Below are 24,689 nucleotides of genomic sequence, written 5' to 3'. Positions count from 1 at the left end.
ACGGCTCGCAAGGGGGCGGGTGACGGGATCGCGACCAGTCTAGCGCCTCTGGGCACCGCCGACGTCGCCCGGATCCCCCCGACCCGCACCGCCGTACGCTGAGCCCATGGCCGAGCCGATGTCACGCGATCAGCGGGTGGTGCTGACCATCGCCGTCCTGGCATCCTTCGTGTCGTTCCTCGACGGCACCGTCGTGACCGTCGCGCTGCCCGCGATCGCCGACGAACTCGGCGGCGGACTGTCGACCCAGCAGTGGGTCGTGGACGCCTATCTCGTGACCCTCGGGGCGTTCATCCTGGTCGCCGGGTCGATGAGCGATCTCCTCGGGCGCCGACTCGTGCTGAACATCGGACTCGTGGGATTCGGCATCACCTCGATCGCGATCGCCGCCGCGCCCAGCGCCGAGTTCCTCATCGCCGCGCGCGCCCTCCAGGGCGTGGCCGGGGCCCTGCTCGTGCCGAGTTCCCTCGCGCTCATCACCTCGACCTTCCGCGGCGCGGCTCAGTCCCGGGCGATCGGTATCTGGACCGGCGCCACGACGGTGGCCATGATCGCCGGCCCTCTCATCGGCGGCGTGTTCGTCGACACGCTGTCGTGGCGGCTCGTGTTCCTGGTGAACGTCGTGCCGATCGGAGCGACGCTCTGGCTCCTCGCCCGCCTCGACCACCCCGACCATCGGCGCCCCGGCGCGCGGGTCGATGTGCTCGGGGCCGTGCTGTGCGCGGTGGGCCTGGGCGGGATCGTCTTCGCCCTCATCGAGCAGCCGAGCCTCGGGTGGGCCTCCCCCGTGATCTGGATGCCGGGCGCCGTCGGCCTCGCGGCATTCGCGGCGTTCCTCGTGCGCCAGCGCCGGTCACCCGACCCGATGATGCCGCTGGACCTCTTCCGCGCGCGCAACTTCTGGGCGGGCAACCTCGCCACCGTCTTCGTCTACGCGGCGCTGTCGCTGAACGGCTTCGTCGTGGGGGTGTATCTGCAGCAGGGTGCGGGGCTGTCCGCCACCCTCGCGGGGCTGGCGTCTCTGCCCAGCACCGTGCTCATGATCCTGCTGAGTTCGCCGATGGGAGCGCTGGCGGGCCGTTTCGGACCGCGCCTGTTCATGACGCTCGGGCCCCTCGTGATGGCCGCCGGTGCCCTGCTGCTGCTGTCGGTGCGGCCCGAGTTCGACTACTGGACGCAGGTTCTGCCCGGCGTGGTCATCTTCGGCCTCGGGCTGACCGCCACGGTCTCGCCGCTCACCGCGGCGGTCCTCGGTGCGATCGAGACCGAGAGGTCCGGCATCGCCTCCGCGGTCAACAACGCCGTCTCCCGGGTGGCGGGGCTCCTCGCGATCGCGGCGGTCTCGGCGGTCGCGGGCGGAGCACTCGACCTCGACGGGTTCCACCGCGCGGCGGTCGTCACGGCGGCGCTGATGGCGCTCGGCGGCGTGGCGTCGTTCCTCGGCATCCGCAATCGCACGCAGGCCCCGGCCGACTGATCGACGGGAACCCGCCCGGGTCAGCGCAGGATCTGGCGCGTGCGCTCGACGTCGTCGGCCATCTGCACGAGCAGGGCGTCGATGCCCTCGAACGCGACCATGCCGCGCACGCGCTCCACGAACCGCACCTCGACGTGGTGTCCGTAGAGGTCGAGGCCGGTCTCGTCGAGCACGTACGCCTCGACCTGTCGGTGGTGCACGTCGTCGAAGGTCGGGTTGGTTCCGATGCTGATCGCCGCCGGGTAGCTGACCCGCCGCGTCCCCTCGGCGTCGACGAGCCAGCCCGCGTAGACGCCGTCGGCGGGGACGAAGCCCTCGAGGTCGGCCGAGAGGTTGGCGGTGGGGTACCCGAGCGCACGCCCGCGCTTGAGCCCGTGCACGACCTCTCCCCACACCGAGGGAGCGCGACCGAGCAGACGCGACGCGGTCGCGATGTCGCCCGCGGCGAGCGCTTCGCGGATCCACGTCGACGACACGCGACGGTCGGCGTGCACCGCCCGCACGTCGTCGACGACGTCGACGCGGAAACCGTGCTCGGCGCCCATCCGCACCAGGAGATCGGGGTCGCCCGCTCCCCCGGCACCGAAGCGGAAATCGCGCCCCACGAGCACTGTCCGGGCGGCGAGGGCCTCCACGAGGATGCGCCGCACGAAGACGTCGGCCGGAACGGCGGCGAGGGTCTCATCGAAGGTCAGCAGCAGGGTGGCATCCACTCCGGCACGCTCGAGCAACTCGAGTTTCTGGTGCGGCCCGATGACGTCGGGCGGGCACTTCTCGGGCCGCAGCACGCTCAGCGGGTTTCGGTCGAAGGTGACCGCCACGACCTTGGCTCCATCGGCGGCCTCGACGCGCGCCCGATCGATCACCGCGCGGTGGCCGGTGTGCACGCCGTCGAACTTGCCGATGGCCACGACCGAGGGCCCGAAGTCCGCGGGCACCTCGCCCGGATCGCGGTAGACGATCACGACGACGTCTGGCGGTGCGTCACGAGCCACCACAGTCCGAGGAAGGGCAGCACGAGCGGGATGAACAGGTACCCGATGCCGTACCCCGACCACACGGTCGGGTGCTGGAAGAGCGCCGGCAGCAGGAGGCTGAGGGTGCCGACCACGATCACGCCGACGAGCTCGAACGCGATCGCGATCCACGCGACGCGGTACCAGGCGGAGCGCCCCGAGAAGATCAGCGCGAGGGTGGCGAGGATGTACACCACTGCCGCGAGAGCGGAGAGCGTGTACGCCACGGGCGCCTCGTCGAAGGCGCGGACGATCTGCACGAACGAGCGGCCGGTGGCGGCGAGCGCCATGATGCCGTAGACGATCACGAGGACGCGGCCGATGCCGGTCATCCCCCGGGTGCGGGTCGGAGTGCTGGATGCCATGACCTTCCGAGTCTAGTTCGCTCGGCGTCCGCTCTCGCGGTGTGTCAGCGCGTGACCCGTGCTCCGCGTCCGCCGGTGCGGTCAGGCCACCTGCACGGTCCAGATCACATGCATACGCCACACCATGACCGCCACGGCGAGCGCGGCGACCCCCATGATGACGGTGCTCCACCGGCTGCGTTCGATGAGCGCCCACGCCGCTCCCGCGGGGGGAAGGAGCGCGGCCGAGACGAGGTAGGTCCAGTACTCCAGGAGACTGCCCGTGGCCGGATTCCCGGCGAAGGGAGCCACGATCGCGACGACGATCTGCACGATCAGCAGCAGCTCGATGAGGGCGAGGGCGCCGACGGTGAGGTCGGACGGGCGGCGCCCGGCGAGACCGGCGATGATCGCGACGAGGCCGGCGAGCACGGCGACCCCCACCTGCGTGAGCGTGAACCAGAGGATCATTGGGCCGCCTCCCCGGGCATGTTCATGACGCTCTTGAGCTGCTGCCCGCGGCGTTCCACGATCCCCACGAGCGCCCCGTCGGGATCGATCGCCGCGGCGACGGCCCCGGTGAGCCGCCCTCCCCCGTCGATGCGCTTGCCGTGGCGGAGGTCACGCGCCTCGTCGGCGCCGACGGCCAGGGCGCCGACGACGGTCGCCGCCGCGGTGGCGGGATTCACCAGCGCGTCCTCGGCGATGTCGGCAACGGATGCCGCGGACCCGACGTCGAAGGCCCCGATGCGGGTGCGTCGGAGAGCGGTGAGGTGCCCGCCGACCCCGAGCGCGCGGCCGAGGTCACGCGCGAGGGCACGGATGTAGGTGCCGCTGGAGCAGTCGACCACCACGTCGAGAGCGATCGTCCCGTCCTGGCGGCGGGTCTCGCGAACATCGAAACGCGAGACGGTCACACGACGCGCCTTCAGCTCGACCTCCTCCCCCGCTCGCGCGAGGTCGTAGGCGCGACGGCCCTGCACCTTGATGGCGGAGACGGTGCTGGGCACCTGGTCGATCTGGCCGGTGAGGTCGGCGATGCCCGCGGCGATCGCCTCGTCGGTCACGGCGGCCACGACAGCGGCATCCGCTCGCCCTGTCTCGGTGCCGTCGGCGTCGTCGCTGTCGGTAGTGGCGCCGAGCAGAATGGTCGCCTCGTAGGTCTTGTCGGCACCCACGATGTAGGTGAGGAGCCGGGTCGCTCCCTCGACGCCGAGCACGAGCAGGCCCGTCGCCATGGGGTCGAGGGTCCCCGCGTGGCCGATCTTGCGGGTGCCGAGCGCGCGCCGCGCCCGCGCGACGACGTCATGACTGGTGATGCCCCCGGGCTTGTCGACCAGGAGGATGCCGGCGCGCACCATCAGCAGAAGTCCCCGAACACGCGGATCGGGTCGACCGGGTTCGAGTTCTCCACGATCGCGGCGGCGGCCACGCGCGGCCGGGCCTCGCGCAGGTAGTGGGTCTGGGCGTCGGTGCGGGCGGGGGGCTCCGACCCCACGGGCGGCGAGGACTCGAGCCACACCGACCAGTTCCACAGGCCGCGCAGGCCGGCTGTCAGAAGGAACGCTCCATCGACGACGAGCACCGCGTCGGCCGGGGCCGCGTCGGCGCTCACGGGCGGGAACGGCTCGCCCGACCGGAAGGGGACGACGAGCTCCGCCCGCACCGCCCCGGCCCGGTCGGCGGAGACCTCGCCGAGCGAGGCGCGGAAGACGGTACTGCCGTCGTCGCCGAGCGCCGCGGCGAGCCCCTCCGCGAACGCGGCCGCCCGCGCGGCGTCCAGCGCGTCGACGGCGACGACCACGCGTCCCGCGCGGGAGTTCTGACGCACCTCGTCGCGGAGGCTGCGGTGAAGGGACTCGAGCGACATGTCTCCAGCCTAGGCGCGGGCCCGGCGACCCTCGCGCCCGTTCTAGGCTGGAGGGATGCCAGGGATCGCCGCGCCGCTGATCGCGTGGTACCGCCACAACGCGCGCGACCTGCCCTGGCGCCGCACCGGCTTCGGGGCGTGGGGCACGCTCGTGAGCGAGTTCATGCTGCAGCAGACGCCCGTCGCCCGCGTCATCCCGCACCTCGAGGCGTGGCTCGAGCGCTGGCCGACCCCGGCGGATCTCGCCGCCTCGGCGCCGTCGGAGGCCGTCACGCGGTGGGCGAACCTCGGCTACCCGCGCCGCGCGCTCTGGCTGCACCGGGCGGCGGTCGAGATCCGCGACCGCCACGACGGGATCGTGCCGCGCGACGTCGAGGCGCTTCTGGCCCTGACCGGCATCGGCGACTACACCGCGCGCGCCGTCGCGGTCTTCGCCTACGGGGATCGGCATCCGGTCGTCGACACCAACACGCGCCGCGTCCTCGCCCGCTCCATCGACGGCGTCGCGCAGCCGGGCCCTCCGGGGAAGGCCGACCTGGCGCGCATGGAGGCGCAGCTTCCGACCGACATCGACGACGCCGCGATCGTGAACGCCGCGGCCATGGAGCTCGGCGCGATCATCTGCACGGCCCGGACGCCGAAGTGCGATGCGTGCCCGCTTGCGGCGCAGTGCGCGTGGCGAGCCGCCGGGTATCCGGCATCCGAAGACCGGCGGCGGCGCCAGCCGAAGTACGAGGGCAGCGATCGCCAGGCCCGAGGTGCGGTGCTCAAGGTGCTGCGTGACGCCGCGCCCGCCGCCGTGCGCCTCGACGACGTCGTTCCCGAGTGGCCCGACCCGGTGCAGCGCGATCGTGCGATCGACTCGCTCATCGCCGACGGGCTGGCCGAGGCCGAGGCCGGCGCCCTCTTCCTCCCGCGCTGAGCCTGCGGGCCCGGCCGGTGGCGAGGTGTCAGGAGTGCGGCATCCCCGACGCGGGCACCGGTGCCGCCCCGGGGCGCACGGGGTCGGGGCCGAGCCGTGCGTCGAGGCGGTCGGAACGGAACTGGCCGCTCAGGGCGAGCACCGCGATCACGACGACGAAGACGCCCCACATGACGATTCCGAGGGGGCCGGCGAGCACGGGCGACGGCGTCGCCGAGTCGGCCGCGACCACGAGGGCACCGAGACCGGCGGAGGCGTTGAACGCGCCGTGGGCGAAGACGGCCGGCCACACCGAGGCGGTCCGCAGCCGCGTCCACCCCAGCAGGATGCCGAACAGCACGCAAGCGACCATCATGAGCACGACGCCGAGAGGGTTGGGCTCGAGGAAGTTGTAGCCCAGCAGGATCAGCGGGGCGTGCCAGAAGCCCCAGAACGCGCCCGAGATCACCAGCGCCGGCCACACCCCGAGCGGCCGCAACGCCGGCAGCAGGAACCCGCGCCACCCGACCTCTTCACCGAAGGCGAACGGCGCGTTGATGATCGCTCCGATCGGAATCATCGCCAGTTGCAGGGCGACGAGCAGCTCCACCGGCGGCAGCGGAGTACCCGCGGGCACGGACGCCTCGAGAACCTGCCGGAAGCCCGAGAACGTCACGAGGTCGAAGCTCGCGCTCCCGAGGACTCCGACAACGACGAGTCCGACGGCCAGCAGCACCGGCGCGGCGACGATCACCGCCACGCACGTCCACACCGTGCGCGCGGCCGGACGCAGCGGCCACATGCCGAGTTCTCGCAGCACCGCTCGCGCCCCGCGACGACCGCGGGTCCGGCGCTGCACCCCGAGCGCCGCGAGCACCCCGAGGCCCGGGGTGAGCATCATCGCTGCGGCCGTGATGCCCAGGAGAGGGTCGGCGAGGCCCTGGCCGCGCAGCCACAGCGGGAGCGCGATCACCCACGACAGCACGACGGACGTGAGCGCGAAGACGAGGACGGCGGGCCAGTCGGGGCGAGACGAACGGTGCATGTCTCGACCCTAGGAAGGACCGGATGCCAGCACCTCCCCCGCGCGACGGAGACCGATGTGGTGAACCTCGCGCGAGAAGCGAACGGCCGGATGCCTCCCGCAGGGGTGGCATCCGGCCGTGTCGGTCGCGAAGGGTCAGGAGCGCTCGTCGTCCTCGTCGGTGTCGTCGTCCTCGTCGTCGAACTCGCGCGGCTTGACGTACGGGTCAGCTTCGCCGGCGTACGCGGCGCCCGCGGCGAGACCGGCGACCGACTGGTCCCGCTCTCGCGCCTCGCGCAGGAGAGCCGCGATGTGGTCGGCGTTCTCGGGGATGGCGTCGAGGATGAACTCCAACGACGGCGTGAGCCGGGTGTTGAGGTTCTTTCCCACCTCACTGCGGAGCATGCCGGTGGCCGACTTCAGCGCCGCGGCCGTATCGGCGCGGTGCGCCTCGTCGCCCATGACGGTGTAGAACACCGACGCGTGCTGGAGGTCGCCGGTCACGCGGACGTCGGTGATCGTCACGAACCCGAGCCGCGGGTCGCGCAGGCCCTTCTCGAGACGCTCCGCGAGAACCACGCGAATACGGTCGGCCACTCGGGCCTGTCTTTCCCCTGCCACTGCCTTCTCCTTCTCTGGGAGGACGGAGCGGGGGCCGCGCCCGAAGACGCGACCCCCGCTCGACGAATCAGCCGCGCGGCTTCTCGACCATTTCGGTGGTCTCGATCTCGTCGCCGATCTGGATGTCGTTGAACTTGCCCAGGCCGATACCACACTCGAAGTCCGTGCGGACCTCGGTGACGTCGTCCTTGAACCGGCGCAGCGACTCGATGGCCAGACCGTCGGCCAGCACCACACCGTCGCGGATGACACGAGCCTTCGCGTTTCGCGTGATCGTGCCCGAGCGAACGATGACACCGGCGATGTTGCCGAACTTCGAGGAGCGGAACACCTCGCGGATCTCGGCGACACCCGACTGGACCTCTTCGAACTCCGGCTTGAGCAGGCCCTTGAGCGACTGCTCGACGTCGTCGATCGCGTTGTAGATGACCGAGTAGAACCGCACGTCCACACCCTCGCGGGCGGCACGCTCGCGGGCCTTGGTGTCGGGGCGGACGTTGAAGCCGATCACGATCGCGTTGTCGATCGTGGCCAGGTTGATGTCCGACTCGGTGATCGCACCCACACCGCGGTGGATGATGCGCAGCTGGACGCTGTCATCGACCTCGATCTTGAGCAGCGACTCTTCGAGCGCCTCGACGGCACCCGACACGTCACCCTTGATGATGAGGTTGAGCGACTCGACCTTGCCCTCTTCGAGAGCACGGGTGAAGTCCTCGAGCGAGATGCGCTTGCGGGCCTTGGCCAGCTGGGCGTTACGCTCGGCGGCTTCACGCTTCTCAGCGATCTGGCGCGCGGTGCGGTCTTCCTCGGTGACGATGAAGACGTCGCCGGCACGCGGGACCGAGTTGAGTCCCTGCACCTGGACGGGACGCGAGGGGTAGGCCTCGTCGACCGCGTCGCCGTTCTCGTCGATCATCGCGCGAACACGGCCGTAGGCCGTACCGGCGACGATCGCGTCTCCGACGCGCAGCGTTCCCGACTGGATGAGCACGGTGGCCACCGAACCGCGGCCCTTGTCGAGCTTCGCTTCGATCGCGACACCGCGGGCAGCCTTGTTCGGGTTGGCCGTCAGGTCGAGCCCGGCGTCGGCGGTCAGCAGCACGGCATCCAGAAGCTCCTGGATGTTCGTGCCCTGGCGTGCCGAGACGTCGACGAACATGACGTCGCCGCCGTACTCCTCGGCGACCAGACCGTACTCGGTGAGCTGCTGGCGCACCTTGGCGGGGTTGGCGTCGGGCTTGTCGACCTTGTTGACCGCGACCACGATCGGCACGTTCGCCGCCTGGGCGTGGTTCAACGCCTCGACCGTCTGGGGCATGATGCCGTCGTCGGCCGCGACCACGAGGATCGCGATGTCGGTCACCTGCGCACCACGGGCACGCATGGCGGTGAACGCCTCGTGACCCGGGGTGTCGATGAAGGTGATCGCGCGCTCGATGCCCTCGTGCTCGGTCCAGACCTGGTACGCACCGATGTGCTGCGTGATGCCACCGGCCTCGCCCGCCACGACGTTCGTCTGGCGGATGGCGTCGAGCAGTCGCGTCTTACCGTGGTCGACGTGACCCATGACGGTGACCACGGGAGGACGGATCTCGAGGTCGTCCTCGCTCTCGGCCTCGAGTTCGGCATCGAGGTCGAGACCGAAGCCCTCGAGGAGCTCTTTGTCTTCGTCCTCGGGCGAGACCATCTGGATCTTGTAGCCGAGCTCGGCACCGAGGACCTCGAAGGTGGCCTCGTCGAGCGACTCGGTCGCGGTGGCCATCTCACCCAGGTTGAACAGGATGGTCACGAGCGTGCCGGGCTGCACGGTGTAGCCGCGCAGCGCCTCGAGCTTGTCCGCGAAGTCGGAGATGGAGGCACCGCGGCGGAGACGGATGATCTCGCCGTTGCCCTTCGAGACGTTGACGCCGCCGACGACCGGCGCCGACCGCATCTCGAACTCCTGCCGCTTCGCCCGACGCGACTTGCGCTGCTTGGACTTGCCGCCACCCTTACCGAAGGCACCCGCGGTACCACCGCCGGGGCCGCGACCACGGCCGCCGCCACCACCGGGGCGACCGGCGAAACCGCCGCCACCACCGGGGGCGCCACCGGGACGCTGGAAGCCGCCACCGGCACCGCCGGGACGACCGGGGCCGCCGGGACGCTGCTGGAACGGTGCACCGGGACGACCGCCGCCACCGGGACGACCGGCACCACCGGGACGCGGGGCGCCGGGACGCGGAGCGCCCGGACGCGGCGCCTGGGGACGCGGGATGTTCCCGGGCGTCGGGCGCTGGCCCATACCCTGCGCCGAAGCGAAGGGGTTGTTGCCCGGGCGCGGGCCGGCGGGACGCTGGCCCATGCCCTGCGAGGAAGCGAAGGGGTTGTTGCCGGGGCGCGAAGAGCCACCCGGACGCGGGGGCTGCGGGGTCGCACCAGCGGGACCGGGCTTGGGACCACCGGGCTTGGGGGGCGACGACGGAGCGGACTCCGCGGGGGTCGCCGGAGCAGAGGCCGCCGGAGCGGGCGCTGCCGGGGCCGCCGGAGCAGCCGGGGCCGGGGTGGATGCCGCGGGAGCCGGCTCCTTGGGAGCGGGGGCGCTCTTCGGGGCGGCGGGCTTCGCGGGTCCGGGCGTGGGGCCCGACGGACGCGCACCCGGGGTGGCCGCGGGACGCGCCGGACCGGGGCGGGCCGCGGGCGCGGCAGGCTTGGCATCCGACGAACCGGACGAGCCCTCGGCCGCGAGAGCGGCGCGGAGCTTACGGGCCACCGGGGGCTCGATGGTGGACGAAGGGCTCTTGACGAACTCGCCGAGCTCCTTCAGCTTCGCAAGCGCGACCTTGCTGTCGACGCCGAGTTCGGAGGCGATCTCGTGCACGCGTGGTTTTGCCACAATTCTCCTGTCTGAGGGCCTACCCCGGACAGGGCAGACCGTTAGTTGCGGACGGGTCTCATTTCGAGCCGTTCACTTCGTGTCCATAGCCGTTCAGCCGTTTCGCTGGAGGGTTGATTCGAAGGTCTGCGTGTCAAGCGGGCCTGACACACGCAATGCTCGTACGAAGGCGCGACGCGCGAGAGCTTTCCCCACGCACGCGTCCGTCTCGTGCACCCACGCACCCCGTCCCGGCAGGATCGCCCGCTCGTCTCTGACGAGCACCGACCCCTCCGCGACCACCCGCAGAAGCGAGGATCGGGGGGCACGTACGCGGCATCCGACGCACGTTCGTACTGGTTCCATCGTACACCTCGCCGTCGCCCGAGCGACGGACGCTCAGTTGTCTTCGAGGATGCTGTCGGGCTGGATGTCGATCTTCGCGCCGGTCAGCTTGGCGGCCAGACGGGCGTTCTGCCCCTCTTTGCCGATCGCCAGCGACAGCTGGTAGTCGGGCACGAGAGCGCGCACGGCCTTGGTCGAGGCATCGAGCACGAAGCTCGAGGTGACCTTCGCCGGAGACAGCGCGTTGGCCACGAAGCGCGGGAGCTCGGCGTCGTAATCGATGATGTCGATCTTCTCGCCCGCGAGCTCCTCGGTGACGGCGCGCACGCGGCGGCCGAGCTCGCCGATGCAGGCACCCTTGGCGTTGACGGTCGGGTCGTTGGCCTTGACCGCGATCTTCGAGCGGTGACCGGCCTCGCGCGCGAGCGAGACGATCTCGACCAGACCGGAGGCGATCTCGGGCACCTCGAGCGCGAAGAGCTTGCGCACCAGGCCGGGGTGCGTGCGCGACACGGTGATCTGGGGCCCCTTGGTGCCCTTGGAGACGGAGGTGACGTACACGCGCAGACGCGAGCCGTGCGCGTAGGTTTCGCCGGGCACCTGCTCCTCGGGCGGGAGGATCGCCTCGACCGTGCCGAGGTCGACGTGCACCATGCGGGGGTTCGGACCCTGCTGGACGACACCGGCGACGATGTCGCCCTCTTTGCCGCGGAACTCCCCCAGCACCGCGTCGTCGGCGATGTCGCGCAGACGCTGGCTGATGACCTGCTTGGCGGCGAAGGCGGCGATACGACCGAAGTCGTCGGGCGCCTGCTCCTCCTCGCCGATCACGACGCCCTGATCATCGAGGACGGGCGTGAAGATGCCGACGTGACCGCTCTTGCGGTCGAGCTCGGCGCGCGCACCCTCCGGGATCTCGCCGCTGGGCGAGATGTGCTTGGCGTAGGCGGTCAGGATCGCCTGCTCGATGATGCGCGCGAGTTCATCGAAGGGGATCTCCTTCTCGCGTTCGATCGTCTTCAGAAGTGCGAGATCGATGTCCACAAGACCCTCCGTATTCAGCTCTCGTCGGCACGAGCGGCGCCGACAACCCTCCTACGATACCCGGGATACCGCTCGCCTCGCGACCCGAGGAGCGGTTCCGGATGCCACCGCACAGGCGTTTCTCGGCATCCTGTCTCTCGCTCCCGCTGTGCGTAACTCCGGAGAGTCGGCGGGCACGTGGAGGCGGCCCCGCGTGATTCCGCGGACGGTGCCCGCAGGCCGACGAAGAACTCCGGAGTTCGGCACGCGGCACCCCGGTACCCGACCCCGCGCCGCACCGCGTCAGACGCGCTCGAGGGGATTCGCGGCCAGCTTCGCCCGCACTCCCCCGTCAAGGAGGCGCCGGGCGGCCGTGTCGGGCTTGCGGGCCGCCTGGTCCGCGACGCACGCGCCGAACTCCGCCGCGAGCGCTCCGCGCGGGTGCGCCCGGAGCACCTCCCGCACGAACTCCGGCGGGAGCGCGTCGGGCCGGGCGCCGGAGATGTCTAGCCCGGTCGCCGTCTCGAGCAGGTACCCCTCGGTATCCATCGCCGGATCCACCCGCGGCCAGTTGTGGCGCACGATCACCTCGAGCACGCGCTGGCGCCGCGCGGCCGCCCATCCCGCGCCCGCGGTGAGAGCGATGCCGACGTGACCGCCGGCGTGCTCGTACGACAGCGTGTGGTTGTCGAACTCGGTCACCGTGCCGATGTCGTGCAGAACCGCCGCGACGTACAGCAGCTCGTGGTCGATCCCGGTGATGCCGTCCACGCGGGCGAACGCCTCCGCCCACAGCCACGAACGCAGGGCGTGGTCCGTGATCGCGGGCGACTGGTAGAGCTGCGCCAGCTCCCGTGCACCGCGCGCGGCGGCGGTGTCGGGCGCGGACAGATCAGACAGACGCATGGCGGCTCCTTCGGGCGGGGCTGCAGGACCCCACTTCCACTCTGCCGACGCCGCCCGCGCGCCGCCGCCGCCCGACGGCCAGCCTCCGGCAGCTTCCTGCCAGAGCGAGCTCAGTTCACCGGCGAGGCGTGCCAAATGCGGTCGAGGTAGTCGCGCATCGCCCGGTCGGAGGAGAAGAAGCCGCTGCGTGCGACGTTGAGGATCGCCGAGCGCACCCAGGCGTCCTGATCGGCGTACGCCGCGTCGACGCGCTCCTGCGCGTCGACGTAGGAGCCGAAGTCGGCGAGCGCCATGAAGCGGTCCTCGTACAGCAGGTTCGACACGATCGGCTCGAACACCGAGCGGTCGCCGCCCGAGAACGCCCCCGAGGCGATGAGGTCGAGCGCGGCACGGAGCCGTTCGTCGCGCTGGTAGAAGTCGGCGGGGCGGTACCCCTCGGACCACAGCGCCTCGACCTCGGGCTCGCTCATGCCGAAGAGGAAGAAGTTCTCGTCGCCGACGAGCTGGCGGATCTCGACGTTGGCGCCGTCGTCGGTGCCGATCGTCAGCGCACCGTTGAGGGCGAGCTTCATGTTCCCGGTGCCCGACGCCTCTTTGCCCGCGAGCGAGATCTGCTCGGACAGGTCGGCGGCGGGGATGATGCTCTCGGCGAGGGTCACGTTGTAGTTGGCCGGGTACAGCACCTTCAACCGCCCCTGCACGCGCGGGTCGGCGTTGACCACCTCGCCGACGGCGTTGATGAGATGGATGATGCGCTTGGCCATCGCATAGCCGGGCGCGGCCTTCGCTCCGAAGAGGAACGTGCGCGGCTGTACCGTCTCGATCGGCACGCGGCCCGAGATGATGCCGTCGTACAGGCTCACGATGTGCAGCACCTTCAGCGTCTGCCGCTTGTACTCGTGCAGACGCTTGATCATGACGTCGAGGAGGTGGCTGTCGTCGATCGACGCCCCGTCGCGGGCCTCGAGCACCCGGCCGAGGCGACGCTTGTTCGACGCCTTGACCGCGGCGAACCGCTCGCGGAACTCGGGGTCGTCGGCGAGCGCCTCCAGGCCCCGCAGGCGCTCGAGGTCGACCGTCCACCCCGCGCCGAGCGCCTCGGTGATCAGGGTCGAGAGGTCGGGGTTCGCGAGGCGCAGGAAGCGCCGCGGGGTCACGCCGTTGGTGACGTTGGTGAACTTGTCGGGCCACATCTGCGCGAAGTCCTTCAGGACGTTCTCGCGCAGCAGCTGCGAGTGCAGCGCGGCGACGCCGTTGACCTTCGACCCCGCGACGGTGGCGAGGTAGGCCATCCGCACGGAGCGTGCGGGGTGCTCGCCGATGATCGACATGTTGCGGATCAGCATCTCGTCGTCGCCGAAGCGTTCGCGCACCTCGAGCAGGAAGGCGTCGTTGATGCGGTAGATGATCTCGAGGTGGCGCGGCAGGAGGCGTCCGAGCAGGTCGACGGGCCAGACTTCCAGCGCCTCGGGGAGCAGCGTGTGGCAGGTGTAGGCGAAGCACTTCTGCGTGATCGCCCAGGCGGCATCCCACCCCATCTTCTTCTCGTCCACGAGCACGCGCATGAGCTCGGGCACGCCGATGACGGGGTGGGTGTCGTTGAGCTGGAAGATCACGCGCTCGGGGAGCGCGTCGAGGTCGAACCCCTCGGGCAGCACGTTCTCGATGAAGTCCGCGATCGAGGCGGCGACGAAGAAGTACTGCTGCTGCAGCCGTAGCTCCTTCCCCTGGGGCGTGGAGTCCTCGGGGTAGAGCACCTTCGAGATGTTCTCGGCGAAGGTCTGCGCGCGCACCGACTGCACGTAGTCACCGGAGTTGAAGGTGTGCAGGTCGAAGGCGTCGGTGGCCACCGCGCGCCATAGCCGCAGGGTGTTGACGCGGCCGTTGTGATAGCCGGGGACCATCATGTTGTACGGCACGGCGAGGACGTTCCACGCGGGCACCCAGCGCGAGCGCTCGACGCCGTCGTCGTCGTAGGTCTCGGTGTGGCCGGCGAACGAGATCGTCTGCGCCGCCTCGGGGTGGGGGAAGTCCCACGGCGACCCCAGGCGCAGCCACGCGTCGGGCTGCTCCACCTGCTGCCCGTCGGCGAAGGCCTGGCGGAAGATGCCGTACTCGTACCGGATGCCGTACCCGATGGTGGGCACGCTCATCGTCGCGAGCGAGTCGATGAAGCAGGCGGCGAGGCGACCCAGGCCGCCATTGCCGAGGCCGGGCTCGATCTCGAGCGCGCGCATGTCATCGATGTCGATGCCGCACTGCGCCAGCGCCTCGGTCGCGATCTCGGTCAGGCGCGCCGCGAGCAGGTTGTTGTCGAGCTGGCGCCCCAGCAGGTACTCGGCCGAGAGGTAGCAGACGGTCTTGGCCTGCTGCCGCGTCTGCTGCGCCTGGTCGTCGAGCCAGCGCGCCATCAGGTAATCGCGAACGGTCCCGGCGAGTGCGAGGTAACGGTCATTGTCGTCGGATGCCGACAGCGCCACGCCCTGATCGAAGTTGAGGTTCTGCAGGAAGCGGCGGACGAATCCATCGACCGAGGCCGGCGGCGCGGCGACGGGCGCGAGCGCGAGCGGGTGGGTGGGGCGGAGCTCGGACGCGGAGGGAGTGTTCTCGGGCACGGTTCGACCGTAATCAGTCCCGTGCCCTCACGCCAAGGCACCACGGGAACGACACACGATCGTCACCGTCGCGCCGCACGCGCGACGCATCCGCGCTCAGCGCAGACCGCAGCCGTCGACGACCTGGGCGCGACGCTCGAACAGCCCCTTCGTCCAGTCGTAGAGCACCGGGAGGAACCGTGACTTCGGCAGGAGCGGACGGATGTGGTCGTAGCCGGCGTAGGTCGCCCAGCGCACCGCCTGCCCCTGGGCGCAGAGCCCATCGACGTAGTCGCGCTGCAGGCGCGGCGGGATCACCTCGTCGTCGGAACCCCATGCGACCAGCATCGGGCTGCCGAGCGGCCGGGTCATGGCGTTCTCGGCCAGGCGCCGTCCGAGCGCCCCGTCCGTGAGGTCGGCGCGGTAGAGCGGGCGGTCCTCCGAGACGCCGAGGGCGGCCAGCACCGAGACGACCACCCCGGGTTCACTCGGGCACCGCTGCGTCATCTCGAACACGATCGAGCGAGACCCCTCGGCGATGTAGTCGTCGAGGTCGACGTCGGCGTATGTCTCGGAGTAGGGCACGAGAACCCACGACGTCAGCACCGAGAGCAGGGCGTTCGGCGGCCCCGAGAGCAGTTCGCGGGCCAGAGCGGGCGGGTCGGCCACGGGGGCGATCACCGCGGTCCCGAGCACGTCGAGGCCGGGAGCGTAGTCCTCGGCGATCGCCGTCGTCCACAGCGCCGCGTGCCCGCCCTGCGAATGCCCCCACACCACGGTGTCGGGCGAGAGCACGAGATCGGTGCGCAGTTCGCCCGCGGCCAGCACCGCGTCGAGAGAGGACCGGGCCTCCCCCTCCCCGATGAGGTAGGGGTAGGTGCCGGGAGCCCCCTGTCCCGAGAAGTCCGAGGCGACCACCACCCATCCGGCCTTCAACGCCTGTTCCAGCGCCGGGATCGACCAGCGCGTGGCGGAGGCGTCGCGCAGGCTCGGGGCGCAGCCCTGCGCCACGCCGGTGGTGCCGTGATTCCACACGACCACGGGGCGGGGGCCCGGCGGCGGATCCGTCGGCACGATCACCAGGGCGCTCGCCACCGCCGGCTCGTCCACGGCGTCACGGGTCGTGTACAGGATGCGCGTCGCATTGCCGTTCTCGGGGGCGCGACCGAGGTAGTCGTCGGAGCGGATGAGGCGACCGTGGCCCGAGGGGAGCTCCGCGGGCGGATCGTAGAACGCGTCCACGACGGGCGCGCCGTCCTGCAGCCAGTCGTTGAGGAACCAGCCGCCGGCGGCCGTGACCACCAGCACCAGAGAAAGCGCGTACCGGCCCGCCGCAGCCCAGCGCGCACGCACGATCCGCCGACGCGCCCGGCGGGCGGCATCCTGAGACTCTCCCGCGGGACGCGGTCGACGGATGCCACGTGCTCCGCGCACGAACACGCCCAGGCCGAACACCACCGTGCGCAGACCGAAGATCACCGCCAGCACGAGCACCGTGACGTCGGGCCAGGTGAACGACAGCACGCCGAAGGCCAGCTGAGCGATCCCCCACGATCCCCGCAGCACACGCACGCTCGGAGCACCGCCGGTGAGCACACCACCGATCGAGGCGAGCCCGCCGATGATCAGCAGCACCGCCAGCACCGTCGGCAGCAGCTCCAGGCTGCGGCCGAGCCAGACCAAGACCCCGAGTCCGGCGACGATCCAGACCACCGCAACGATCCGGGGCCACCACCCCGCCGGGCGTCCCACGAGCCCGAGGACCCCGGTGACCACGGCGCTCACGCCGATGTAGAGGCCGAGCAGGACGATCGAGGTCAGCGGGCGCGTGACGATGAGGACGCCGAGAACCACCACGACCGCCCCCACGATGAGGAGGACGCGCGGCGGCGCTGTGCGCACGAGCTCGGGGAGAACGCTCCACCGCCGCGACAGAGATCGGGAGGGGGCGGGCATTCGGCAATGATAGACAGCCGCGCGGTCGACGAGCGCCGCGCCGGCACCGTCAGTCGAGGTCGGGGTCGCGTCCGGTGCGCTCGCCGGTCTCCAGCTCCGCGATGGCGGCGTGGTCGTCGGCGTCGAGCGCGAAGTCGAAGACGTCGCCGTTCTCGCGCAGACGCTCCAGCGAGACCGACTTCGGGAAGACGACGAGGCCCCGGTCGAGGTGCCAGCGGATCACGACCTGAGCCGGCGTCTTGCCGTACCGGGCACCGATGCGCGCCAGCGCGGGCTCGTCCAGCAGGCCGCCGCGGGCCAGCGGCGCCCACGACTCGGTGACGATGCCGCGGGCGGTGTTCCACTCCACCAGCTCGGACTGCGGGAAGCGAGGGTGAAGCTCCACCTGATTGACGGCGGGGGTCACCCCGACCTCATCACGGAGCCGGTCGATGTGGATCGCGGAGAAGTTGCTCACGCCGATCGCGGTGGCGCGTCCCTCCTCATGGAGGCGGACGAGGGCGCGCCAGGTGTCGACGTAGCGGTCGGCGCTGGGGATCGGCCAGTGGATGAGGTACAGATCGACACGGTCGAGCCCGAGCCGCCCGCTACTGGCGTCGAACGCGCGCAGGGTCTCGTCGAACCCCTGGTCGTCGTTCCACACCTTCGTCGTGACGAAGATCTCGTCGCGGTCCAGACCGCTTCGCCGTACCCCCTCGCCGACCTCTTTCTCGTTGCCGTAGAGGGCCGCGGTGTCGATGTGGCGATAGCCGGCGTCGAGCGCTCCGGCCACGAGATCCGCCGTCGCGTCGGCGGGCACCTTGTAGGTTCCGACACCCAGTTGCGGGATGCCGCGGCCGCCGGCGAGCGGGAGAAGGGGAGCGCTGATCATGCCTCCACGCTATCGCCGTCCCGTGACGGACGGGTCAGCCCTGGGTGACCTCGCGGCCACCCTTCGGACACCTGCGACCGGAACCGTCAGAGGGGTCACACCCGGACCTTCCTCATCTGTCGCACCCACCCCACACCGATCAAGGAGCATCCGTGGCACCCTCCACGCCCCACCCGATCACTCGATTCGCGCGTCGGTGCGTCGCAGTCGGCGCGACGGCCGGCCTCGCCGCCGGTCTGCTCGCCGCCGGGTCCGCCCCCGCGGCGATCGCAGCCCCCGTGGGCGAGCCCGGCGAAGACCTCGCCTCGCGGTTCACGCTCGCCGTCCTGCCCGACACGCAGTTCTACTCGCGGTACTCGTCCGACCAGTTCTTCCCGCGCTACGGCTCCGACCCCTTCGCCGAGCAGACCAAGTGGCTCGCCGCCCACGCCGACGAGCTGAACATCCCCTTCACGGCGCACCTGGGCGACATCGTCGACCGGGCCGGCACCCAGCGGGAGTGGGAAGCCGCCGACCGGGCGATGAAGGTGTTCGACGACGCCGACCTGCCCTACTCGATCCTCCCCGGTAACCACGACGTGCGCGACAGCGGCAAGTGGGACAACGAGCTGGATGCCGCCAATGAGCCGTTCACCCGCTGGTTCGGTCCGACGCGTGCGGCGCTGCAGTCGACCTACGAGGGGTCGGACCCGACCGGGCTGAGCCAGTACCACATCTTCGAGGCCGAGGGACAGCAGTTCATGTCGCTCGCGCTGTCGTGGCGCCCCTCCGACCAGACCCTCGCCTGGGCGCAGAGCGTGATCGACGCGCACCCCACCGTCCCGGTGATCCTGACGAACCACGCGCTCCTCAACGTCGCGGCCGACCAGACGTCGCCGCTGGAGACCGGGGACAGCGAGCGGATGTGGGAGAAGCTCATCAAGAGCAACGACCAGATCTTCATGACGCTGAACGGACACTTCCACGGCGCGACCCGCCAGGTGAAGACCAACGACTTCGGTCACCCCGTTCACCAGATCCTCATGGACTACCAGATGGCGTACGAGGGCGGCAACGGCTACCTCGGCCTGTTCGAGTTCGACCTCACCAACGACACCATCTCACTCGAGACGGCGTCGCCCTGGGTCACGTTCAAGCCGCAGGAGACGCTCACCTCATACGACCAGCCGCTCCTAGACGGAGTCCACCAGCGCTACACGCTCGACCTGGACTTCAGCGAGCGTTTCGCCGGCTTCGCGCCGACCTTCACCGCCGGGACGCCCGATGAGCCGTCGCTGAGCGCGGCGGCCCGTGGCATCCTGCTGGACGGCTTCGAGGGTCCTGACCCGATCACGACCGAACTCCCCGGCAACGAGCGCGACTTCGTCGAGGTCGACGGCACGCTCGCCCACTGGCGCTTCAACGGCACGGAGGGCGTCGTCACCGGCGACACCGTGATCGAGGACGTCGCCGGCGACAACGACCTCACCCGCCCCGACCCGGCCACCACGAACACCGTCGGCACCGAGTGGGCCGACCTCACGGTCGAGAACACCGACGTACACGGCTTCTCCTCCGACGGTGCCGCGGCGTGCTTCGACAACTCGTCGGGCTCGCGGTTCAGCTACCTCAGGACGGCCGCCGACGCCGCGATCAACGACGCCGATCTCTCCGACGGCTACACCATCGAGACCTTCGTCAAGATGGATGCCGACTGGACCGCCGCGGCCAACCAGTGGTCGAAGTTCCTCACCCGCACCGGCAACCGGTCGCAGATCGGCGTGCCGCGCACGCAGTGGGACTGGACCGCCTCCCCCAGCGCCCTGGGTATCTCGAACCTTCGCGAGTTCCAGTGGACCAGCCTCGACAAGAACGCCGGGCTCGGCGACCGCACGAACTGGTCGGGCGAGATCATGGTCGACACCTGGTCGCACGTCGCGGTCGTGAACGACCCCACCTCGCGCACGACGACCATGTACGTCGACGGCGCTCCGGTGCTGCGCAACGCCACCAACGTGGGCGGAATGGCCTGGCACGAGGGCCACTCCTGGATCCTCGGTGCCGACTGGGTCGACAACGCCGCTCGCAACGGCTGGCACGGCTGCGTGGGTGAGACCCGCATCATCGATCACGCCACCACGCCCGACCAGTGGCTGACCCAGCGCGCCGACCTCACCGGCCTCACGATCGACGAGGCCCCCGAGGGCACGCTCGGCTCCGACGTCTCGTCGGTCCGCTTCGCGGGCACCGGGTTCCCCGGCGCCGAGGTTCGCCTCGCCGCGGCCAACGGTGCGACGAGCGGAATCGCGCCGACCGAGACCGCCGTCCGGGCCGATGGCACGTGGGAGATGGAGGTGACCGACGGTGTCGCCGCCGGTCAGCACGACCTCGAGATCACGCAGGCCCTCGGCAGCCGCTCGGCCGAGGCACGTCCGGTGAGCTTCGCCATCGAGGAAGCCCCCGTCCTGGACGTCACCGCCAGCACGAGCACGCGCACCCTCGCCGGGAAGAAGTACCTCTCGGTGTCGGTGGTCAACAACGAGTCCATGCCCGTCACTATCACGATCGCGACGGACTACGGCACGAAGACCTTCCCCGCTGTGAAGCCCGGTGCGACGGCGAACGTGTCGCTGAACAGCCGCCTGGCCTCGCTCCCCGCCGGTGCGGCGACGGTCACCGTGACCGGCGTCGTCGGCGGCTCGCCCGTCACCCTCACTCAGACCCTGGCCTACGCCGCGTCCTGACACCCCGTGTCCGGGGGCCGGCCCATCGGGCCGACCCCCGGATCGAACCCCGCCCACCCCGGTGGGAACTTCGCATCCAAGGAGAAACCAGACATGAACACCCCTCGCGCACTGCGCTCCACCGTCATCGCCTTCGGCGCCGTCCTCCTCGTCGCAGCCGGAACGGCCGCGGCCTCGGCTGCCGAAACGAACCTGGGCGACCAGGACATCGACGTCAACGTCGAGATCAGCGAGATCGACCAGCCCGGCGTGCTCGCCATGACCGTCGCCGGTTCCGCGTCCACCGAGCTGAGCGAGAACGGCTCGACCGAGCTCGTCCGTCAGTTCACCGGCGCCCTTCCGACCGTCACCGTCACCGACACCCGCACCGCGGACGAGGTCCCCGCCGGGGCCGCCTGGTACGTCCTCGGATCGGCGAGCGACTTCGCCGGCCCCGACAACACGTCCATCAGCGCCGACCACCTCGGGTGGACCCCCGCGCTCGTCGAGGGTGCCGGCGAAGGTGAGCCGTTCATCTCGGTCGGCGGCGACGTCCTCGGCGCCGAGGACGGCGGCCTCGGTCTGGGCAGCGCCGACAAGGAGCTTCTGTTCCTCGGCGACAGCGCCGGCGCGGCCGGTGGACAGTGGAGCGCGACCGCCGGCCTGCAGCTGAAGGTCGGAGCCGACGTCGAGCCCGGCGCCTACTCGTCGGTCATCACCCTGTCCCTCTTCGAGTAAGCACACCGTTCGGCGGGGTCGGAGGGCTTCTGTGCCCTCCGACCCCGCCGCCCCATCCTGGCGCGCTCCCCGCGCCGTTCCGAGGTACTCCCCCCATGCACGCACTCTGGACTTCCGTCGCCGCCCCCGTTCTGGCGGCGTCTCTCGCGCTCTCCCCCCTTCCCGCCGCCGCCCTCTCCCCGGCGGCGTCCCTGATGACGGCCGCCCCCTCCGCCACTCCCGACTCGGCGGACGTGACCTGGTCTGTGCGCCCCGGTGACGCGGCCGGGTCCGACGGACGTTCGTGGGTCGAGTGGGAGGCTGACCCCGGGGCGGAGCGCACGGAGCATCTGGTCGTTTCGAACTTCAGCGACAGCGAGGTGGAGTTCCGCCTGACAGCCGCGGACGGCTACTTCACCGACACCGGGCGATTCTCCATGCTCCCCTCCGACCGCACCTCCACGGAAGCCGGCACGTGGATCACCCTCCCCGCCTCGGTCACGGTTCCGGCGGGCGGGTCCGAGGTCGTCCCGTTCACGATCGTCGTCCCCGACGACGCGAGCCCGGGCGACCACCCCGCGGGCGTCGCCGCGAGCATCCTGTCGGTCGGCTCCGGTGCGGTGGGTGTGGAATCCCGCATCGGCTTCCGCGTCATGACGCGCGTGACCGGAGAGCTCCGCGCCGAGATCGCGACGGGGATCTCCGGGGGCTTCGCGGGCTCGGTCAATCCCTTCGAACCGGGGAACCTCGAGGTCGCCTACGAGATCCGCAACACCGGCAACACGCGCCTTCGCACGCAGCCCACCGTCGCGGTCGCCGGCCCCTTCGGGCTGGCGGCGAGCGAGCAACTCGGCGAGGAGATCCTCGACATCGCCCCGGGCGAGACCCGCACCGGCAGCGTGCGGTTCGCGCGCACGTGGCCGCTGTTCTGGTACGACGCGCAGGTCACCGCCACTCCGGTCGCCGTCAGCGAGGAGCTCCGTGTCGCGGGAACGCAGACCTCGAGCGCGACGACCGGCGTCGCCGCCGTGCCGTTCTCGCAGCTGGTGACCCTGGCGATCGCGGTCGGCCTGCTCGTGTCGTGGCTCTGGCAGCGTCGGCGGAACAGGGCGAGCACCGCGCGTCTCATCGAGGCAGCGCGCGCCGAGGGCCGGGCCGAGTCCGCCGCCGACGGAACGGCTGGCGCCGCCACCGAGCCGAGCGTCGAAGCGGCCCCCACACCGGCGACACCGCCTCTGCGTCGACGGGACGCCCGCCCGTCTGCGTGGGCGATCGTCCTCCTGGCGATCGGCGCGTCCACACTGACGTTCCTCGGCACGTCCAGCACCGAGGCCTGGGCAGCGTCGCTGCACGATCCGGCGGGGGTGGAGGTGCGGGTCGACATCACACCGGCGCCGGCGGCCACCCCGTCGCCGGACTCCACGCCCACGCCCACCCCGACTCCCACGCCGGTCCCGACACGGTCGGATCCGGGATCGTTGCCAGCGACCGGCGGCGGGTTCGATCCGGGCCTGCTAGTGCTCGGCGCGACGCTCCTGGTCGCGGGGGTCGCCGGCACGGCATCCTGGCGGGCGCGTCGACGCTGACCAGAAACGCGTACGGCCCCCGCACCTCGTGCAGGGGCCGTACGACGTCGTACGCTCGTTCGATCCTCAGGCGGTCAGCCGGGCGACCGCCTCGGCCACCGGCAGCGTCTCGCGCTCCCCCGTGCGGCGGTCCCACAGCTCCACCTCGCCGTCGGCAGCACCGCGGCCGACGATGAGAATGCGCGGGATGCCGACGAGCTCGGCATCGCCGAACTTCACGCCGGGCGAAACCTTGGGGCGATCGTCGTAGAGCACGTCCAGCCCCGCGGTCTCGAGCTGGTCGGACACCGATGCCGCGAGATCGAAGGCCACGGCATCCCGGCCCGTCGCCACGACGTGCACGTCGAACGGGGCAACCGAGGCGGGCCAGATGAGGCCCCTGTCGTCGTTGTTCAGCTCGGCGATGATCGCGAGGATCCGAGTGACGCCGATGCCGTACGAGCCCATCGTCACGGTCGCGAGCTTGCCATTCTCGTCGAGCACCTTCAGTCCCAGCGCCTCGGCGTACTTGCGGCCGAGCTGGAAGACGTGGCCGATCTCCATGCCGCGCGCCAGCTCCACGGGGCCCGAGCCGTCGGGGGCCGGGTCACCCGGCCGCACCGTGGCAGCCTCGACGACCCCGTCGCCGACGAAGTCACGGCCCGCGACGAGCGAGTGCACGTGCTTCTGATCGATGTTGGCGCCGGTGATCCAGGCGGTGCCGTCGACCACGCGCGGGTCGAGGAAGTACCGGATGCCGGTCGCCGACTCCTCACCGAGCACGGCACCCTCGGGCGACCAGGGGCCGATGTACCCCTTCACCAGCAGGGGGAACTTCTGGAAGTCGGCCTCAGTGGCGGCCTCGACTTCGGCCGGGGCGAACGCCACCTCGACGCGCTTGTCGTCGATGTCGCGGTCGCCGGGGATGCCGACGACGACGATCTCGCGGGTGCCGTCGAGGTGCGTGAGAGCGAGCACGACGTTCTTGAGCGTGTGCGCGGCAGTCCACTCACCGGCCTCGGCGGTGGCGGGGCCCGCGATGCCGGGGGTCGGGGCGTCGAGATGCGCGTTGGAGTGGTCGACGAGCGTCGCGATCGTCGGGGTGTTCGGTGAATCGAAGATCACGGGCTCGGGCTGCCCCTCGATCGGCAGCGCCTCGGGCACGACCGTGGTGAACGCCTCGACGTTGGCGGCGTAGCCGCCGGCCGAGCGCACGAAGGTGTCCTCGCCGATCGGGGTCGGGTGCAGGAACTCCTCCGACTTCGATCCGCCCATGGCCCCGGCGTCCGCCGCAACGATGACGTATTCGAGCCCCAGACGCTGGAAGATGCGCTCATACGCGTCGCGCTGCGCCTGGTACGAGGCATCCAAGCCCGCGTCGGTCGCGTCGAAGGAGTACGCGTCCTTCATCGTGAACTCGCGGCCCCGCAGGAGGCCGGCGCGGGGGCGCGCCTCGTCGCGATACTTGTCCTGGATCTGATAGATCGTCAGCGGCAGGTCTTTGTACGACGAGTACAGGTCTTTCACCAGGAGCGTGAACATCTCCTCGTGCGTGGGCGCGAGGAGGTAGTCGGCGCCCTTTCGGTCCTGCAGGCGGAACAGCGCGTCGCCGTACTCGTCCCAGCGCCCGGTCTGCTCGTAGGGGTCACGAGGCAGCAGCGCCGGGAAGTGCACCTCGAAGGCGCCCGCGTTCGCCATCTCCTCGCGGACGACGGTCTCGATCTTGGCCTTGACCTTCAGTCCCAGTGGCAACCACGCGAAGATGCCCGGGGCGTTGCGACGGATGTAGCCGGCGCGCACGAGCAGACGGTGGCTCGTGACCTCGGCATCCGAGGGGTCTTCGCGAAGCGTGCGGAGGAAGTAGTTCGACAGACGGGTGACCACGGAGTCGAGTCTAGAG

Annotated in this window: 20 protein-coding genes; 5 read left to right on the top strand and 15 right to left on the bottom strand. The window is 70.9% G+C overall.

Annotated features, from left to right (window positions below):
• Positions 1–106: 106 nt before the first annotated feature.
• A complete protein-coding gene (locus ACU6WY_RS04695) occupies positions 107–1,477 on the top strand; it encodes an MFS transporter (protein WP_483821301.1) in 1,371 nt (456 codons plus the stop codon).
• A gap of 20 nt (positions 1,478–1,497) precedes the next feature.
• Here the strand turns inward: ACU6WY_RS04695 and ACU6WY_RS04690 are convergent, their stop codons facing one another.
• From ACU6WY_RS04690 to ACU6WY_RS04670, 5 genes are all read right to left on the bottom strand, one after another.
• Positions 1,498–2,442: a bifunctional riboflavin kinase/FAD synthetase gene (locus ACU6WY_RS04690; RefSeq protein ID WP_483821853.1), complete on the bottom strand. Its 945-nt coding sequence runs from the start codon at positions 2,440–2,442 to the stop codon at positions 1,498–1,500.
• Positions 2,439–2,858 (bottom strand): hypothetical protein, encoded by a 420-nt coding sequence (locus ACU6WY_RS04685; protein ID WP_483821300.1) that lies wholly within the window; start codon positions 2,856–2,858, stop codon positions 2,439–2,441. Before ACU6WY_RS04685 ends, ACU6WY_RS04690 begins: the two co-directional genes overlap by 4 nt.
• Positions 2,859–2,939: 81 nt before the next feature.
• Positions 2,940–3,308, bottom strand: coding sequence for a hypothetical protein (locus ACU6WY_RS04680; RefSeq protein ID WP_483821299.1), 369 nt, complete (start codon positions 3,306–3,308; stop codon positions 2,940–2,942).
• Positions 3,305–4,198, bottom strand: a complete 894-nt coding sequence (gene truB / locus ACU6WY_RS04675; protein WP_483821298.1) for a tRNA pseudouridine(55) synthase TruB — start codon at positions 4,196–4,198, stop codon at positions 3,305–3,307. Before truB ends, ACU6WY_RS04680 begins: the two co-directional genes overlap by 4 nt.
• Positions 4,198–4,707 carry a nucleoside/nucleotide kinase family protein gene (locus tag ACU6WY_RS04670; RefSeq protein ID WP_483821297.1) on the bottom strand — a complete coding sequence of 170 codons (510 nt, stop codon included), beginning with the start codon at positions 4,705–4,707 and terminating at the stop codon, positions 4,198–4,200. Before ACU6WY_RS04670 ends, truB begins: the two co-directional genes overlap by 1 nt.
• Before the next feature lie 55 nt (positions 4,708–4,762).
• Here ACU6WY_RS04670 and ACU6WY_RS04665 point away from each other — a divergent pair, with 55 nt between their 5' ends.
• On the top strand, positions 4,763–5,629 hold the full coding sequence (locus ACU6WY_RS04665) for an HhH-GPD family protein (RefSeq protein WP_483821296.1): 867 nt from the start codon (positions 4,763–4,765) through the stop codon (positions 5,627–5,629).
• 28 nt (positions 5,630–5,657) lie between these two features.
• Here ACU6WY_RS04665 and ACU6WY_RS04660 read toward each other — a convergent pair whose 3' ends face one another.
• The 9 genes from ACU6WY_RS04660 to ACU6WY_RS04620 form a co-directional block, all read right to left on the bottom strand.
• The gene (locus ACU6WY_RS04660; protein ID WP_483821295.1) at positions 5,658–6,653 is read right to left on the bottom strand and encodes a lysostaphin resistance A-like protein; all 996 of its coding nucleotides are present in this window, start codon (positions 6,651–6,653) and stop codon (positions 5,658–5,660) included.
• 135 nt (positions 6,654–6,788) lie between these two features.
• Positions 6,789–7,253 carry a 30S ribosome-binding factor RbfA gene (gene rbfA, locus ACU6WY_RS04655; protein ID WP_483821294.1) on the bottom strand — a complete coding sequence of 155 codons (465 nt, stop codon included), beginning with the start codon at positions 7,251–7,253 and terminating at the stop codon, positions 6,789–6,791.
• A gap of 67 nt (positions 7,254–7,320) precedes the next feature.
• Positions 7,321–10,131, bottom strand: a complete 2,811-nt coding sequence (infB, locus tag ACU6WY_RS04650; RefSeq protein ID WP_483821293.1) for a translation initiation factor IF-2 — start codon at positions 10,129–10,131, stop codon at positions 7,321–7,323.
• 93 nt (positions 10,132–10,224) lie between these two features.
• On the bottom strand, positions 10,225–10,476 hold the full coding sequence (locus ACU6WY_RS04645) for a YlxR family protein (protein ID WP_483821292.1): 252 nt from the start codon (positions 10,474–10,476) through the stop codon (positions 10,225–10,227).
• A 33-nt stretch (positions 10,477–10,509) separates the two neighbouring features.
• Positions 10,510–11,499, bottom strand: a complete 990-nt coding sequence (gene nusA, locus ACU6WY_RS04640; RefSeq protein WP_483821291.1) for a transcription termination factor NusA — start codon at positions 11,497–11,499, stop codon at positions 10,510–10,512.
• Between the two features lie 282 nt (positions 11,500–11,781).
• Positions 11,782–12,384: an HD domain-containing protein gene (locus ACU6WY_RS04635; RefSeq protein ID WP_483821290.1), complete on the bottom strand. Its 603-nt coding sequence runs from the start codon at positions 12,382–12,384 to the stop codon at positions 11,782–11,784.
• A 110-nt stretch (positions 12,385–12,494) separates the two neighbouring features.
• Positions 12,495–14,999, bottom strand: a complete 2,505-nt coding sequence (locus ACU6WY_RS04630) for a glycogen/starch/alpha-glucan phosphorylase (protein ID WP_483821289.1) — start codon at positions 14,997–14,999, stop codon at positions 12,495–12,497.
• 96 nt (positions 15,000–15,095) lie between these two features.
• Positions 15,096–16,934, bottom strand: coding sequence for a lipase family protein (locus ACU6WY_RS04625; protein WP_483821288.1), 1,839 nt, complete (start codon positions 16,932–16,934; stop codon positions 15,096–15,098).
• Between the two features lie 49 nt (positions 16,935–16,983).
• The gene (locus tag ACU6WY_RS04620) at positions 16,984–17,805 is read right to left on the bottom strand and encodes an aldo/keto reductase (RefSeq protein WP_483821287.1); all 822 of its coding nucleotides are present in this window, start codon (positions 17,803–17,805) and stop codon (positions 16,984–16,986) included.
• A gap of 152 nt (positions 17,806–17,957) precedes the next feature.
• Between ACU6WY_RS04620 and ACU6WY_RS04615 the strand changes: the two genes are divergently transcribed.
• The 3 genes from ACU6WY_RS04615 to ACU6WY_RS04605 all read left to right on the top strand — a co-directional run bounded on the left by ACU6WY_RS04615 (position 17,958) and on the right by ACU6WY_RS04605 (position 22,810).
• The gene (locus ACU6WY_RS04615; RefSeq protein WP_483821286.1) at positions 17,958–20,528 is read left to right on the top strand and encodes a metallophosphoesterase; all 2,571 of its coding nucleotides are present in this window, start codon (positions 17,958–17,960) and stop codon (positions 20,526–20,528) included.
• Positions 20,529–20,621: 93 nt separating this feature from the next.
• Positions 20,622–21,245: a hypothetical protein gene (locus ACU6WY_RS04610; RefSeq protein ID WP_483821285.1), complete on the top strand. Its 624-nt coding sequence runs from the start codon at positions 20,622–20,624 to the stop codon at positions 21,243–21,245.
• A gap of 95 nt (positions 21,246–21,340) precedes the next feature.
• Entirely contained in the window at positions 21,341–22,810 is a 1,470-nt protein-coding gene (locus tag ACU6WY_RS04605) for a hypothetical protein (RefSeq protein WP_483821284.1), read from the top strand.
• A 66-nt stretch (positions 22,811–22,876) separates the two neighbouring features.
• Here the strand turns inward: ACU6WY_RS04605 and ACU6WY_RS04600 are convergent, their stop codons facing one another.
• On the bottom strand, positions 22,877–24,673 hold the full coding sequence (locus tag ACU6WY_RS04600) for a proline--tRNA ligase (protein ID WP_483821283.1): 1,797 nt from the start codon (positions 24,671–24,673) through the stop codon (positions 22,877–22,879).
• Between the last annotated feature and the right edge of the window lie 16 nt (positions 24,674–24,689).

This window comes from Microbacterium sp. ZW3a (assembly GCF_057167165.1).
Note: the sequence above shows the minus strand (reverse complement) of the source record. Positions and strands in the feature narration are given on the sequence as shown.